The 13,879-nt window shown below is 66.4% G+C and carries 14 protein-coding genes; 8 read left to right on the top strand and 6 right to left on the bottom strand.

Annotation, left to right across the window (positions count from 1 at the left end; translation table 11 throughout):
• Positions 1-278 precede the first annotated feature (278 nt).
• Entirely contained in the window at positions 279-1,997 is a 1,719-nt protein-coding gene (locus tag ACTJJK_RS17510; RefSeq protein WP_440730822.1) for a hypothetical protein, read from the top strand.
• A gap of 94 nt (positions 1,998-2,091) precedes the next feature.
• Here the strand turns inward: ACTJJK_RS17510 and ACTJJK_RS17505 are convergent, their stop codons facing one another.
• From ACTJJK_RS17505 to pdxR, 4 genes are all read right to left on the bottom strand, one after another.
• Positions 2,092-3,084, bottom strand: coding sequence for a hypothetical protein (locus ACTJJK_RS17505; protein WP_440730821.1), 993 nt, complete (start codon positions 3,082-3,084; stop codon positions 2,092-2,094).
• Between the two features lie 216 nt (positions 3,085-3,300).
• Positions 3,301-3,750 carry a hypothetical protein gene (locus ACTJJK_RS17500; protein ID WP_031374315.1) on the bottom strand — a complete coding sequence of 150 codons (450 nt, stop codon included), beginning with the start codon at positions 3,748-3,750 and terminating at the stop codon, positions 3,301-3,303.
• A gap of 197 nt (positions 3,751-3,947) precedes the next feature.
• Positions 3,948-4,475 (bottom strand): class I SAM-dependent methyltransferase, encoded by a 528-nt coding sequence (locus tag ACTJJK_RS17495; RefSeq protein ID WP_440730820.1) that lies wholly within the window; start codon positions 4,473-4,475, stop codon positions 3,948-3,950.
• Positions 4,476-4,509: 34 nt separating this feature from the next.
• On the bottom strand, positions 4,510-6,024 hold the full coding sequence (gene pdxR, locus ACTJJK_RS17490; RefSeq protein ID WP_440730819.1) for a MocR-like pyridoxine biosynthesis transcription factor PdxR: 1,515 nt from the start codon (positions 6,022-6,024) through the stop codon (positions 4,510-4,512).
• Between the two features lie 275 nt (positions 6,025-6,299).
• Between pdxR and ACTJJK_RS17485 the strand changes: the two genes are divergently transcribed.
• The 4 genes from ACTJJK_RS17485 to ACTJJK_RS17470 all read left to right on the top strand — a co-directional run bounded on the left by ACTJJK_RS17485 (position 6,300) and on the right by ACTJJK_RS17470 (position 9,046).
• Positions 6,300-6,908 carry a hypothetical protein gene (locus ACTJJK_RS17485; RefSeq protein WP_440730818.1) on the top strand — a complete coding sequence of 203 codons (609 nt, stop codon included), beginning with the start codon at positions 6,300-6,302 and terminating at the stop codon, positions 6,906-6,908.
• Positions 6,909-7,054: 146 nt separating this feature from the next.
• Complete coding sequence (locus ACTJJK_RS17480; protein WP_440730817.1) at positions 7,055-7,846, top strand: helix-turn-helix domain-containing protein; 792 nt, start codon at positions 7,055-7,057, stop codon at positions 7,844-7,846.
• 173 nt (positions 7,847-8,019) lie between these two features.
• On the top strand, positions 8,020-8,379 hold the full coding sequence (locus ACTJJK_RS17475) for a hypothetical protein (protein ID WP_223620465.1): 360 nt from the start codon (positions 8,020-8,022) through the stop codon (positions 8,377-8,379).
• Between the two features lie 160 nt (positions 8,380-8,539).
• Positions 8,540-9,046 carry a hypothetical protein gene (locus ACTJJK_RS17470; protein ID WP_440730816.1) on the top strand — a complete coding sequence of 169 codons (507 nt, stop codon included), beginning with the start codon at positions 8,540-8,542 and terminating at the stop codon, positions 9,044-9,046.
• A 263-nt stretch (positions 9,047-9,309) separates the two neighbouring features.
• Here ACTJJK_RS17470 and ACTJJK_RS17465 read toward each other — a convergent pair whose 3' ends face one another.
• Positions 9,310-10,227, bottom strand: a complete 918-nt coding sequence (locus tag ACTJJK_RS17465; protein ID WP_440730815.1) for a LysR family transcriptional regulator — start codon at positions 10,225-10,227, stop codon at positions 9,310-9,312.
• Positions 10,228-10,326: 99 nt separating this feature from the next.
• On the opposite strand from ACTJJK_RS17465, the gene ACTJJK_RS17460 reads away from it, so the two are divergent.
• From ACTJJK_RS17460 to ACTJJK_RS17450, 3 genes are all read left to right on the top strand, one after another.
• A complete protein-coding gene (locus ACTJJK_RS17460; RefSeq protein ID WP_031374323.1) occupies positions 10,327-11,034 on the top strand; it encodes a type 1 glutamine amidotransferase domain-containing protein in 708 nt (235 codons plus the stop codon).
• 23 nt (positions 11,035-11,057) lie between these two features.
• Positions 11,058-11,900: a type 1 glutamine amidotransferase domain-containing protein gene (locus ACTJJK_RS17455; protein WP_440730814.1), complete on the top strand. Its 843-nt coding sequence runs from the start codon at positions 11,058-11,060 to the stop codon at positions 11,898-11,900.
• A gap of 177 nt (positions 11,901-12,077) precedes the next feature.
• Positions 12,078-12,542: a carboxymuconolactone decarboxylase family protein gene (locus tag ACTJJK_RS17450; protein WP_440730813.1), complete on the top strand. Its 465-nt coding sequence runs from the start codon at positions 12,078-12,080 to the stop codon at positions 12,540-12,542.
• A 72-nt stretch (positions 12,543-12,614) separates the two neighbouring features.
• Here the strand turns inward: ACTJJK_RS17450 and ACTJJK_RS17445 are convergent, their stop codons facing one another.
• On the bottom strand, positions 12,615-13,826 hold the full coding sequence (locus ACTJJK_RS17445) for an XVIPCD domain-containing protein (RefSeq protein WP_440730812.1): 1,212 nt from the start codon (positions 13,824-13,826) through the stop codon (positions 12,615-12,617).
• Between the last annotated feature and the right edge of the window lie 53 nt (positions 13,827-13,879).

The following is a 13,879-nucleotide window of genomic DNA, read 5'->3' as shown; positions in this document are numbered from 1 at the left end:
GCCGGGATTTTTCGATAGGACATCCTTGTCCTATCGAAAAACGGCGCACGTCCTGTGCGCCGCCCTCCGGGTCTACGGTTACATCGCGAGCTCGGTACTGCGCCAAGCTTGCACAGCAAAAGCAAGACAGCAAAACAGCCGGCTTAACGGTGCAATCGCGAACGCGAACCGCGAATTGTTTCATTACTGCACAAATCCGCCCCGAATCCTGGGGTCACCCCTAGTCCCCCGCAAGCCAGCGCAACTGTAAAGTCGCGACCATCCTCACAGTTGCGCCCATGCCACTCATGACCGGTGTCTACGCCACCCAGGGCTCGTCGCCCACCCTGCCCCAACCGCAGAACCAACCCCAGACTCATACCGTCGTCAACGACCAGAGCGTCGTCGAAATCGCCGCCCTCTACGGCATCACCCCACAGGCGCTGCGTCAGGCCAACCCGGAACTGTTCCAGGACAAGGAACGGCGGATGGAAGCCAGCATGACCGGCAAGGGCGATCCGATCTTTCACGGCGACGAGCTCAAGATCCCCGCGGCGACGATGAGCGTCACCGAAGAAACCATCGTCACCGACTTCGACCCGACCCATCCCACCGCCTCCAGCGAGTACGGCGTGGAGGTCAGCGACGGCAGCCAGCGCGGCGGCATTTCCTGGAGCCCGGGCAACGGCAGCGTCAAGCTGACCCAGGGCAGCACCGTGCCCGGCCCCGGCGGCATCGAGATGCGCCAGGATTCGGAGATCGAGGTCAAGCAGCAAAACAAGGACGGCAAAACCGAGTTCGAAGTCACCGCCGTGTTCTCGGTATCCGGCGCTGCCGGCGCCGGCAACAAGAGCGTCGATGTCGAAGGCAGCGCAGGCGCAGGCCATCGCCTGCGCTACAAGGTCGTATTGCCGGGCGAGAACCAGAACCCGCAAACCGCCGCCAAGGTGAATCCCTTCGACCCGACCACGATCCCGGTCGGCGCCACAGTAACCCTGGACTCGCAGAACTTCACTCAGACCCAGTTCTCCGCGGCGTTCCAGAAGCTCTTCGACGACGCCTTCCCGAAGGGCCCGCGCTTGGGCGTGACCACCGACGGCGAGAACAAAGTCGCTACCGGTTCGGCCTACAGCGTCACCCGCACCAGCGAAACCAGCGTGCGCGTCGATATCGGCGCACTGCAGGCGATCGAGCAAAAGAGCGGCGTGCTGCCGTCGATCAACTTCGGCCCGCTCAGCCTCGATCTCGGCCCGGGCATCCAGGCCAACAAGGGGCATTCGGTGCTGCGCACGGCCGAGTTCGACCTGTCCAAGCCCGACGGCCAGGCCGCCTACGCCCATTTCACCGCCACCGGCGAAGTCGCCGCCCAGAACGACGGCGTCAGCAACGTCGCTACGCTCGAGCGCTACAACTTCTCCGACCAGTTGCGCTTGAACGGCGAAGTCTCCTACGAGCAGGGCGACACCATGGCCCGCGCCTACGCCTCGTTCGGCGGCCCGCAAACCACCTACGGTTACGTCAAGACCAGCTATCCGGACGGGTCTTACAGTTACACGATCACCCCGCCGATGCGCGGCAACGACGACCCGCCCCTTCAGGTCGTCTGCCACTACGACGCCCAAGGCAACGAGATCGCCTCCGAACGTACCTACGAGTACAACCTCAAGGTGCCCACTGACGCCGACGCCAAGACCTGGAACTACATGCTCACCGGCGACATCAAGGGCAATGGCCCGGTGCAGGTCGGAAAGGACGCCAAGGTGACGTTCACCGAAGCGCAGATGCAGGCCTTGATGAAGCAGACCAACATCACGGCCCACGCCGAAGGCACCCTGCCCGGCAACAGCGCCGAGAGACTCGGCGAGTACAAGGACCCGTTCCAGTTCGGCATGACCCTGGGCCGCATCCTCGATTCCGACCCCCACCGTCTGACGATGGACCTGTTCTTCGTTTCCGACGGCGCCGACGGCAGCATCGCCAACAACGACCGGGCGCGGATCGACATGACCATCGAGTGATGGCTCGCAGCCAACGCTGCGAACCATCGATCGCCCCCCAGGAAAGGCCCCGCCGATGCGGGGCCTTTCTCGTCATCCTCGAAAGTCTGTGCGATCAAAATGCAGGCAGCGCCTCGCATTGCACTGCAGCGGCCTGCATCGTCGCCGGCGTGGGCAAAACCCTGGATATCGGCGCCGGCGCCGGCACTGGCACGCTGACGCCTGGCGTCGGCGCGCACGCGGGCAGCGGCGGTGCGAGCGGCCAGGATCGCGTCTGCGCAATGGTCGACGAAGCGGACGGCAGGCTCCGCATGAAGTCGACGGTCTCGGTAATCCAGCCGCGGTTCTCACCGACGTTGTGCGAGCACATCACCGGGCTCCAGACGATGAAACCCGAAGCCTTCGCGCCCAGTTGATCCAATTGCCGACGCCAGCGATCCGCGGGCAGGTACGTGGGCTCGGGATCGCCGCCGCAGGTCGCCTCTTCCTGCGGCCGGATATAGGGAATCAGCGGCTTGCTGGAGTTGACGTTGCGAGCGGAAACCACGCGATTGTCGAGCCGGCGCTCCCAGGTCGCCTGAGTCAGCGTGGGAGCCGTGTACAAATGCGGGAAGAAACCGTCCTGGTATTGCGACAGATCGCGTGCGCAATCGAGGTACTGATCGCTGTTCGGCCCGAGCAGGTCGTAGGCGCCGATCATGTGGCCGGGCGCTGCTTCCTTGGCCCAGAGGAACAGCTGGCGCCAGAGTCTGTAGCGTCGATGCGCTTGTGCGGCATCGACGTTCTTGATCCAGATGTTCTCGAAGTCGAGCACGACCGGCCCGCGGTGCACCGCGGCGGCCTGTACCGCGGCCTGGAACTCGGCCTTAGGCGGCAGCTTGTCGTCGGCGGTGCAGGCGATCCACTCCTGTCGCTGGTACAGGATGTTCGCCTTGACCAGCCCGGCCTCGCCGACCAGATCGACATCCTGGTAGTGAGTATTGTCGTAGGCATGGAACGGTGCGGCCGCCGGCTGCTGCGCGTTCGCGGTGAGCTGCGGCGCTACGAACATCGTCGTAGCGGCCAGGAACGCCAATGGGCTGGCCAGCGAGTGTCGCCGTATCTTCATTGCGGATCGTCCTTTGCGGGCTCCCGCGCAACCGTCGTTGCGATGCGCGCGAAAGCGATGGGGGATCCGAATTCTAATCACGCGCCAGAACGCAGGCCGCGTGCCGCTTCACAGTGCGCAACGAGCGTAGCCTGCCTCGCGGCCAAACAAGGAGCCCCGCGATCGCTCGCGGGGCCTTCGCCTTGCAGATTCAACTATCGCGATGGATCCGGCCGATCAGTTATCGGGATCGTTGGCAAGCTGACGGATCACCAAGCCTTGGTTGTACAGCGCCAGGAAATCGCCTTGATCGGTGATGTACCAGGCCATGCCCGGGTACGGTGCGCCGATGACGCCGCCGCGGCTGGTCCACAGCACCGCATCGTCGGAGATGCGCAGGACATTGAACACCGCGAAGGGCTCGAAGACGGTCTTGTAGCCGCCGCTGCCGTGGGTCTGGCTGTTCCACAGCGGGCGCGAGTCGGCGACGCGGTAGAACACCAGGTTGCCGTCGCCCTGCATGGTCAACCGGTACTGCAGGTTGTTGGAATAGATCGATTGCCCGGCCCACAGGGTCGTGCCCTCGGGGATCTGTTTCAGCGCCGATTGAGCCAGGGCCGATTGCGACACCGTCAACAGCAGGCACAAAGCCAACATATGCAGGAAACCTGCGGTCACCTTTTTCATCGATACGCTCCACTCCATGGGGAGGCTCGACTTCAGCGAACCACGCGCGCACGATCAAGCATGCGAGCCACGAATCGGCTGCATGCAGATGCCAATCGTGACCGATTCGGGATCGCGTCCGTGATCGTCACTCGCCACGAACGACGCGGGCAGATCCCCCATCGCATGCATTTCCAGGCACGGCCTTCGACCAGGGATTATGGCTCGCCCCGCAGGGCATGCACGCATACCAACGGGCCACTGTCGAACCTGTCGCGGACCGTTCGGATCTCGACGAAACCCTGCGCGGCCAGCCGCTCGGCGCATGCCGTAGCGATCGAATCGAGCTGCGATTCGTTCGGCGGCTGAAACGCCAGGCACAGCGCGCCACCGGGCTTGAGCACGCGCGCCAACACCCGCAACTCGGCCGTCGGCCGCAGCCAGAAGACATTGACGTTGACGGCGAATGCCTTGTCGAAGCTGTGCGCCGACGATTCGAAGCAAGCCAGCTCGGTGGCGAGAAACACGGCCTTACCGGATGCGATATGAGCGGCGTTGCGCTTGGTCGCGGTCGCGATGGCCGTGGGCGAACGGTCGATCGCGGTGATCCGCCCGCGTTCGAGGCGTGGACAGACCAACGCCACGGCGGCGCCGTTGCCGCAACCGATTTCGAGCAATTCGTCGGCGCCGGCCGGATCGAGCCGCTCGACCGCCCAGCCGATTCGATCCGGGGTTCTGGCTGGCATCCGTGGCCTCCGTGCGTACCGAACAAGCTTGCAATCAGGAACTGCAACCAGCGTCGATGGAACGAACCGCAGCGATGGCCTGGCCTACGATCTCCAAGCCGGAACGGGTCGCCGCGTGCGATGCGCCAGCGAATCCGAACACCAGGCCGCCACGCTCGCTCGCACCGTACTTCGACAAGGGGTGAACCACCACGCCGGCGCGCGCGCATTCGGCGGCGACGGCGCGATCGTCGATCGCCAGGCCCGGCTTGAATAAGGCGGCGACATGCATGCCGGCGGTGGCGGGGCCGAACTCCAGTGCCTCGGCCAACGCACGGGCCTGCTCGAGGAAATCCAAACGGCGCTCGTCGTAGATCGTGCGGGTCTTGCGCAGGTGGCGGGCCAGATGGCCTTCGTGAATGAAGGCCGCCAACACGCCCTGCATCAGCAAGGCGGTATGGCCATCGGCGACATGTTTGGCATCGACGAAGGCCGCGACCAGGGGCTCGGGCACGATGGCGTAGGCGATACGCAGCGCCGGAAACAGGATCTTGTTGAAACTGCCGACGTAGATGACGCGTCCGTCATCGTCCATGCCTTGCAGGGAGGCGATCGGCCGGCCTTCGTAGCGGTAGTCGCCGTCGTAATCGTCTTCGATGACATAGGCGTCGTGTTGCCGAGTCCAGTCGAGCAAGGCCTGGCGCCGCTCCATCGACATTTCGTAGCCCATCGGATACTGGTGCGCGGGCGTGACGTAGGCCAGGCGCGCATCCGGCGCCAACCTGCGGCCCGCGGCGACATCGAGCCCCTGTTCGTCGACCGGCACCGGCACGACTTGCAGGCCGGCCGCACGCAGGCAGTGCTGCACCGGCTGGTAGCCCGGCGTTTCCGCCCAGGCGAGGTCGCCGGTATCGGCCAATACTTTTCCGGCCAGTTCCACCGCCTGCTGCGTGCTGGTGACCACGATCACCTGCTCGGGCGAACAGCGCGTGGCGCGCATCGCCGAGGCGTGCGCGGCGATGGCCTCACGCAACGCGGGCAAGCCGTTGCTGGCACCGTAAGCCCAGTACGCAGTGCCGGCCCGGGTGGCCTCGCGCTGCAGCAGACGATTCCACACCGCGCGCGGAAACAGGTCGATCGGCGGCAGCGAAGGCGTGAACGGGACCGCCGACGCCGGCTGGTAATGGCCGGGATAACTCCGCAGCGCAATCGCTCGCCGCGACAATCGACGTTCGCCCTCGGCAGCCGCGGCCTGTGTGCTGCGCTTGGCTGCGAGTGGACGCGTATCGCGTTCGGGCAGACTTGCGGCGACGAAACTGCCGGCGCCGCGACGGCGCACGATATAGCCGTCGGCGACCAACTGACCCAGTGCCCAATCGACGGTGTTGCGGGCGACGCCGAGGTCCTGGGCCAGGACCCGGCTCGACGGCAAGCGCGCATTCGGTGCCAGCGCGCCGCTGACGATGGCGCTGCGGATGCGCTCGCAAATACGTGCGTACGCAGGCTGGCCCTGTCCCGTCTCGAGACCGGTGACGTCGACGGAGAATACCGAACCGGCATGCTTGGCCATGCCGCGCATACTAGCCCTTGATGCGCGCGTGCTCCATCGTCCAGTGGGTTTCCCGATGACGGCCGCCGTCCTGCGAGAACGCCTGCTCCCGGTGCTCGGCGCGTCCAGCGGAAACCGACCGCGCGCTTGCCGTCCAACCCGATACCTCGACATCGGCACGGCACCGACGCGGTGGCATCGCCGCCGATGCCAGAATGGCCCTTGCTGCGCTGCAGGCGCCATCGCATGGTGCGGTCACCGCTCGCAGGTCGAGCCCGCCGACACCGAGCCCGACGATGATCGCCGCCCCTCTCCTTCGCATCGGCCTGTTGGCCGCCAGCCTCGCCGTCCTGCTCGCATTCGATGCCCAGGCCGCTCAAGCCGCGCCTACGCCCGCGAAGAACGCCGCCAGCGCCACAGCGCCGGATGGACAGCACGACTTCGACTGGGAGATCGGCGCCTGGAAAACCCGGGTATCGCGGCTGCAGAGCCCGCTCAGCGGCAGCCAGACCTGGGTCGAGCTGGAAGGCACCACCGTGGTGCGCAAGCTGTTCGACGGCCGCGCCAACCTCGCCGAGCTCGACATCGCAGGCCCCTCCGGTCGCATCCAAGGCATTTCGTTGCGCCTGTACGAACCGCAGACGCGGCAGTGGAACATCAACTACGCCAGCCTGCGCTCGGGCACGCTGACCGCGCCGATCGCCGGCGCCTTCAAGAACGGGCGCGGTGAATTCTTCGGACGCGATAGCTTGGACGGCCGGCCGATCCTGGTCCGCTTCGTCATCGAATGCGCGACGCGCGACGTCTGTCGTTTCGAGCAGGCTTTCTCCGCCGACGACGGCAAGAGCTGGGAACTGAACTGGATCGCGACCGATAGCCGCATCGCCGACTCTGCGCCCCATTGAAGAGCGAGGCTCCGCCGAAGAACGACGCCCCACTGAAGAACAAGGCCCACCGAAGAGCCGTTGCCGGCGTTCGCTCCTTGCCGTAGCGTTGCCGCTCTGAAGCGGCGGACGATCCGCCGCCTTCGTTGCCCGACGGCACAAGGCGCATGGCCCGCAACCCGCATCGCCACATGCAATGGTTCCAGCAAGCGCCGTGCCCGGCGCTGCGGCCGTTCGTACGGCGTTTCATGGTGGTGGAGTTCGCCGCCGACCACGCCGATACGCACCTGCCCGATACCGGCAGCGTGGCCGCGTTTACGTTTCGCGGCCGCTGTCGCATCGACGGCGGGCGCTGGGTGCCGCAAGCGGCGTTCACCGGTTTGCGCGACACCTTGCGCGCGCACGACCACCACGCCGGGCATTCGGTGCTGCTGGCCGCGTTCACCCCGGTCGGCGCGGCCGCGTTCCTGCGGCCCTCGCAGGAGGCGTTCAGGGGCGCCACGACCGACCTGAGCGAGTTGCTCGATCGCGCCGACGAGCTCGAACGCCTGCACGAACAACTCGCCAGCGCATCCGATCATCGCCAGCGCGTCGCGCAGTTGCAGCACTTCCTGTTGGCGCGCTTACGCGAAAGCGCGCCCGACCCGCTGATGGCGGCGGCGGTGAGCTGGCTCGAACGCCGGCCCGCCGGCCATCGCATCGACGGGCTGACCCGTCACATCGGCCTGAGCCAAAGCGCGCTGGAACGGCGCTTCCGCCGCGTGGTCGGGGTGACCCCGAAGAAATTCGCCTCGATGCTGCGGCTGCAACACGCGGTGCGCCTGCAGGCGACAGGCCTGGATCTGACCGAGGTCGCACTGGCCGCCGGTTATTACGATCAAGCCCATTTCAACCACGACTTCCGCCGTGCGACCGGCAGCGCACCGGCCGCCTTCTTCGCTGCACGCGAACCGGCCTGAGCGCCGATTTTTTACAAGCCGGCGCACCGGCTTCGCGGCAGCATGCGCGCATGGTCGCCGTCCGCCCTTACCGCCTCGCCCGATTGCGCGCCGCGCTGCTTTCCGCCGCGCTATGGCCCGCGCTCGCGCTGTCCGCATCGGCGGCGACCGTCCCTCTACCTGCGAGTTCCTCCATGACTGCCATGAATACCTTCGTCGTCCTGTTCCGTCGCGATGGCGGCCCCTTGTCCGAAGCCGAACAACTCAGCCTGGGCCGCGACATCGGTGCCTGGGCGCGTCTGCACAACGAGGCCGGGCAAAAGCTTGCCCCGCGCATCCTCGCGCCCGAAAGCCGGCACATCGGCCCGCACCGCGACGCCGTCCAGGCCGAGCCCATGCCGATCACCGCCCTGCTATTCCTGGAAGCGCGCGACCTCGACGAAGCCGCGCGCGTCGCCGAATCCCACCCTGGCATGCGCCACGGCTTCACCGTCGAGGTGCGTGCGTGGTCGGCGCCGAATCCCGCCGCGGCTGCGGCCAACGCGACGCCGTAAGCGCCGCAGCTCCCGGCCCGGAGGCGCGGATTGCCTTAGTGCCGACCGTCTTAATTCTGCAACACGACTGCCACACACTGCCGCAGGTCCGGATCCGCGAGCGCGGGACCGGGCATTGAAGCGGCCGATCGACGGTCCGCAACGAGGCGAGACGAGAACGATGGCGAGACCCTTGATCCGCGGCCTGATGCTGGCCCTGCTGCTCGCCCCGTTCACGGTCCTCGCGCAGTCCGCCTACATCGATATCGAGCAACGCCTGAGCGCGGAACAACTCAGCGAAGTCGGCCTGTCGCCCGCGCAACTGCAGTTGCTCAACCGCATGTTGCGCGAAGCCAGCGATAAAGACCCCGCCCCGGCCCTCGCCGCGACGTCCGCGGCGCCCACCGCATCGGCGGTGACGGGAACCGGCCAGCGCAGCGCCGTGCAATACATCGGCCTCGACGACCAACCGATCAAGAGCCGCCTCAAGGGCGACGTGGCGGGCTGGGAGCCGGGCACCGTGTTCGAACTCGACAACGGCCAGCAATGGAAAGTGCTCAAGGGCAGCATGAAGCTGCGCAAGCCGCTGACCTCGCCCGAGATCATGGTCGTCCCCGGCGTCGCCGGCCGCTGGTTCCTGCAGGTCGACGAGGACATGCCGAAGGCGCGGGTGTATCGGATCGATTGATGAGGGCTGCGCGAGTTCGATCGTGCTACGCAGCCCCTGCAGGAGCGGCATGAGCCGCGACCGCGGGACATGCAGAGAGACAAGGCCGACGGCATTCATCGAAACGGGGCGCTTACGCCGGGTAGGAGCGATGCAAGTCGCGACCACGGGACGCGCAGAAACAGCTACGCCGATGTTGTTCATCGAAAGCGGCGTACCGTCGCCGGGACTGCGAAATACCCCACCGCGAGATTCTCCTGCCAATGGCCTAGTCGCCCGCAGGCTCACCCTCCCTCCGCCAACATATCGATCAATGCCCGCGACGCCGCCGACAAACGGCGATGCGGGGCGTAGATCACCGAGAATGGCCTCGAGCGGCCGCGCAACTGCGGCAGCAATTCGACCAGGCGGCCTCGCCGCAGCCGGTCTTCGACGATGAAGTCGTAGCTCTGGCAGATGCCGACGCCCTGCTCGGCCAACGACACCACGCCCAGCACGTCGTCGGATACCAGCATCTGCGATGCCGGCGTCCAGTCGATATCGCTGCGCTCGCTGCCGGCGCCCTGCCCGCTGCGGAACAGCCAGTTCGCGACACGGCCGGTGCTCGGCATCACGAAGGCAATGCAGACGTGCCGGCGCAGGTCTTCCAGGGTGCGCGGCAAACCTGCGCGTTCCAGGTAGGCCGGCGACGCGACCAGGCACAAGGCCGCGTCTTCGAGTTTTCGCGCGACCAGACCGCTGTCGGGCAGTTGGCCGAGGCGTATCGCCAGGTCGAAGCCCTCGGCGACCAGGTCGACGTTGCGGTTGGCGATGTTGAGTTCGATCTGCACCTGCGGGTACCGAACGGCGAAGCGCTGCAACAGCGCCGGCAACCGGTAATGACCGTAGGTGGTCGGCACGCTGAGGCGCACGCGCCCGCTCAGTTCGCCGTCCTGGCCCTGGATCGCGCGCTCGGCGTCGTCGATCAGGGCGAAGGCGGCGCGCGAATGCTCCAGGTACACACGACCGGCCTCGGTCAGGCCCTGGCGGCGGGTGGTCCGGCGCAGCAATTGGCTGCCCAGGCGGGTTTCGAGCCGGCCGATGGCGCGGCTGATCACCGACGGCGTGGTCGACAGCGCTACCGCGGCCGCGGTCAGGGAACCGTGCTCGACCACGGCAACGAAGGCTTCCACATCCCCGAGGTGGTCGAATCGCCGGCTCATTCTTGCCTCTAAAGAACAAATCATTTCCCGGCTGAGGATTTTATCGCCGCCAGGAGACGCAATACAGTGCCCATCACCTACTTCCCCTCAGGAACACGCATGTCCCCGAACCCTGCCGCCGGCCTCAAGCCGGTCTTGTTCGTCCTCACCAGCCACGGCCGTAAAGGCGACAGCGGCCAGTCGACCGGCTACTACCTCGGCGAGGTCACTCATCCGTTGGCCGAACTCGAGGCCGCCGGCATCGCGGTCGAGTTCGCCTCGATCCAGGGCGGCGAACCGCCGGTGGACGGCACCGACGTCGACGACGCCATCAATGCACGCTATTGGAACGACCCGCGCTTTCGCGAAGCCGTGCGCCAGACCTTGCCGCTGCACGACGCCGATGCGTCCCGCTATTCGGCGATCTTCTTCGCCGGCGGCCATGGCGCGATGTGGGACTTCCCGAACAGCCCGGCGGTGCAGCGGGTCACACGCGAGATTTACGAGGCAGGCGGCGTGGTCGGCGCGGTCTGTCATGGCCCGGCCGCGCTGGTCGAGGTGACCTTGAGCGACGGCGCCTATCTGGTCGCCGGCAAACGCGTAAGCGCGTTCACCGACGATGAGGAGCGCGCCGTGAAGCTGGAAGGCGTGGTGCCGTTCCTGCTCGCCAGCCGGCTGAGCGCACGCGGCGCGCAGCATCAGCCGGCGCCCGACTGGACCTCGCAGGTCGTCGTCGACGGCCGCCTCGTCACCGGCCAGAACCCGCAATCGGCCAGCGCCGTCGGTGCGGCCATGCGCGAGCTGCTGCTCGCCCCGGCCTCCGCCTGACTCTCCTCATACGGACTACTTCGATGAAACCGATACAAAAACTCGTGGCTGCGATCGCTCTCGCGATCAGCTTCGGCAGCGCCCACGCCGGCAATGTCCTGGTGGTGCTGTCCGATGCCGATCGCCTCGACCTCAGGGACGGCAAGACCTTCGCCACCGGCTTCTATCTCAACGAACTGATGCAGCCGGTGAAGCTGTTGCTCGATGCCGGCCACCAGGTCACCTTCGCCACGCCGCAAGGCCGGGCGCCGACCGTGGACCGCTCGTCGATCGACCCGATGTACTTCGGCGGCGACACCGAGGCCTTGAAGACGCACCAAGCCCTGCTCGATCGCCTGGCGATCACCGCGAAAGACTCATCGCCGGTGCTCAGCCTCGCCCGCATCGAACAGATCGGCTACGGTCGATTCGACGCGGTCTACATCCCCGGCGGCCACGCGCCGATGCAGGATCTGTTGCACAGCCCGGCGCTCGGCCGTCTGCTCGGCGATTTCCACCAGCGCGGCAAGACCACCGCCCTGGTCTGCCACGGTCCGATCGCCCTGCTCTCGACCCTGCCGCAGGCTCAACAGTTCACGGCGCAGTTGGCGGACTCCCGCAAGGCCACCGCGCCGACGCAGTGGATCTATGCCGGCTACCAAGTCGCCGTGATCAGCAACCAGGAAGAAGAGCTGGCCAAGGCCGCGCTCGGCGGCGGGGCGATGAAGTTCTATCCGCAGACCGCGCTGCAACAGGCCGGCATGGTTTATCGCAGTAATACCGCACCGTGGAGCGCGAACGTCGTGGTCGATCGCGAGTTGATCACCGGGCAGAACCCGGCCTCGGCGGTCGGTGTGGCGAAGGAACTGCTGTCGCGCTTGAAGTAAGCCGCAGCGCAAGGCCGGCGTCGGGCCGGCGCCGGCCCTGAGAATCACCCCTTGCAATCGCCGTGGCGACTGCACCCGCACTGCCGGCTATTTTTTCCCCGACATGTCACGTTCCCGGTGGCTGGTTCGTCAGACCTATGACGATGCAACACACACCCAGCCACGAGGAACGACGACATGCAGACGCAAGCACGAATGAACAACCCGGCCCTGATCCACGCGGACACGATGAAAGCGCTGTGGGCGCTGAAAGCCTCGACCGAGAACAAGGGCGTACCGGCTCGGACGCTGATCCTGATCGAGCTGCGCGCCAGCCAGATCAACGGCTGCAGCGTCTGCGTCGACATGCACGCGCGCGAGGGCAAGAAGGCCGGCGAGAGCGACGAGCGTTTGTTCGCGGTGTCGGCTTGGCGCGAGGCGCCCTATTTCAACGAGGCCGAGCGCGCCGCGCTGGCGCTGACCGAGGCGTTGACGCGGATCAGCGACCGTCCCGATGCGGTCTCCGACGAGATCTGGAACGAAGCCGCCAGGCACTACGACGAAGCTTCGCTGGCCGCGCTGGTCGTGTCGATCGCCAACATCAACGTGTGGAACCGGCTCAACGTCGCGGTAAAGCAGCCGGTCGGCGCCTGGAAGGCCTGATCGGACGCTTACCGCGGATAAACGAACGGCGGCCCGAGGCAGCCGTTCGCCGAAGCCGATGAGGATTGAAGCTCAGCCCATCACGGCACGGCGCGACTCGGTCTGCACCGGCGTTTCGGTCTGCGCGACCTGGGCCACGACCGGCTGTTCGGCCGGCTGCGACAAGGCGCGCGATTGATCGAGAAACACGCGACGGTTGCCCGGATCGTCGAGCCCGCCCTGGACGACGAAGAAGCCGGCGCCGTTGTTGCTCGCCACCACGTGATCGATCCGGTCCATGCCGTGCGCGCGCGCATCATGGGCGGCATGGGTCGCGGCGTTGCGATAGCCCTGCTCGCCCTGGAAATCCAGGGTGCGACTGTCGATGCCCTGCAGGCCGCGCAAGGCCTGGCCGTACAAGGCGTGGTTCGGGTGATCCGGATTCGCCGGCGACGTCGCAGGGTGCGCGTCGCGGCCGGAGTGCAGCGGCGTCACCGCGGCGGTGCCTTGCGGATACAAGGTCGGCGACGCCATCTCCTGCGCCTTGATCACCGCATCGATGTAATGCACGTCGATGCCGTGCTTGATGCCGTTGCCCGGAATCATCCGCCGCCAGAACGATTGCGGGTCGGGATCGGGCAGTTCGATCTTGTGGCCGACCGCGTCCGGCATCGCCCACTTCAGCGGAATGCTGTGCTCCTGCAGGTCGGTCAGGATTTCGTTCTTGACCGCATAGCGCCGGACCTGGCCGCTGTCGGTCACCTCTTCCTTGGCGCGGTCGGCATCGATGCCGATGCGTTCGAGGGTCTTGTCGTGCACGCCCGCCGAGTTGAAGGTCACCGCCGGAATGCCGCTGCTGATCGAAGCCGCGCCGGCCAGGCCGCCGCCGAGCGAGTGGCCGGTGATGACGACTTCGTTGCCGAAGGCGACGCGCGCTTCGCGGGCGAGCGCGATGGCCTGGTTGTACTGGGCGTCTTCCAGGCCCACGCCCTGGCGCAGATTGGTCAGCCAGTCCTTGCCTTCGTCGGTGCCGGAATAGGCGAGAACGTAATGGCCCTTGTCGTCGCCGTAGATGCGCGCCAGGAAACCGCTGTCTTCGTTCTTCAGCGTGGCCGGGTCGATGCCGGCGTCGCGCAGCTGCTCGGCATTCAATGGCTTGAAGCCATCGATGCCGGGACCTTCGTCGTACAGGTCGGCCATCAGCCGCGCCAAAGTCTTGTCGATCGGCTTGGCGTCCTGGCCTCGGACTTGCTCGGCAAACGACGGTTCACCGCTGCTGGCGGGACGCGCGGACTGCTCGCTCATGATTCGATCTCCCTGAAATCCCTGGAATCCTTGAAACCCCTAACTACCGAGTG

It is taken from the genome of Lysobacter sp. 22409 (genome assembly GCF_052045105.1).
GTDB lineage: Bacteria > Pseudomonadota > Gammaproteobacteria > Xanthomonadales > Xanthomonadaceae > Lysobacter > Lysobacter antibioticus_B.
This window is presented reverse-complemented; position numbering and strand designations above follow the sequence as displayed.

Coding starts and splice junctions, on each gene's coding strand:
- ACTJJK_RS17505 (WP_440730821.1), bottom strand. CDS start 3,084: ATGAAGATACGGCGACACTCGCTGGCCAGCCCATTGGCGTTCCTGGCC.
- ACTJJK_RS17485 (WP_440730818.1), top strand. CDS start 6,300: ATGATCGCCGCCCCTCTCCTTCGCATCGGCCTGTTGGCCGCCAGCCTC.
- ACTJJK_RS17475 (WP_223620465.1), top strand. CDS start 8,020: ATGACTGCCATGAATACCTTCGTCGTCCTGTTCCGTCGCGATGGCGGC.
- ACTJJK_RS17500 (WP_031374315.1), bottom strand. CDS start 3,750: ATGAAAAAGGTGACCGCAGGTTTCCTGCATATGTTGGCTTTGTGCCTG.
- ACTJJK_RS17445 (WP_440730812.1), bottom strand. CDS start 13,826: ATGAGCGAGCAGTCCGCGCGTCCCGCCAGCAGCGGTGAACCGTCGTTT.
- ACTJJK_RS17495 (WP_440730820.1), bottom strand. CDS start 4,475: ATGCCAGCCAGAACCCCGGATCGAATCGGCTGGGCGGTCGAGCGGCTC.
- ACTJJK_RS17480 (WP_440730817.1), top strand. CDS start 7,055: ATGGCCCGCAACCCGCATCGCCACATGCAATGGTTCCAGCAAGCGCCG.
- pdxR (WP_440730819.1), bottom strand. CDS start 6,024: ATGGCCAAGCATGCCGGTTCGGTATTCTCCGTCGACGTCACCGGTCTC.
- ACTJJK_RS17450 (WP_440730813.1), top strand. CDS start 12,078: ATGCAGACGCAAGCACGAATGAACAACCCGGCCCTGATCCACGCGGAC.
- ACTJJK_RS17460 (WP_031374323.1), top strand. CDS start 10,327: ATGTCCCCGAACCCTGCCGCCGGCCTCAAGCCGGTCTTGTTCGTCCTC.
- ACTJJK_RS17510 (WP_440730822.1), top strand. CDS start 279: ATGCCACTCATGACCGGTGTCTACGCCACCCAGGGCTCGTCGCCCACC.
- ACTJJK_RS17465 (WP_440730815.1), bottom strand. CDS start 10,227: ATGAGCCGGCGATTCGACCACCTCGGGGATGTGGAAGCCTTCGTTGCC.
- ACTJJK_RS17455 (WP_440730814.1), top strand. CDS start 11,058: ATGAAACCGATACAAAAACTCGTGGCTGCGATCGCTCTCGCGATCAGC.
- ACTJJK_RS17470 (WP_440730816.1), top strand. CDS start 8,540: ATGGCGAGACCCTTGATCCGCGGCCTGATGCTGGCCCTGCTGCTCGCC.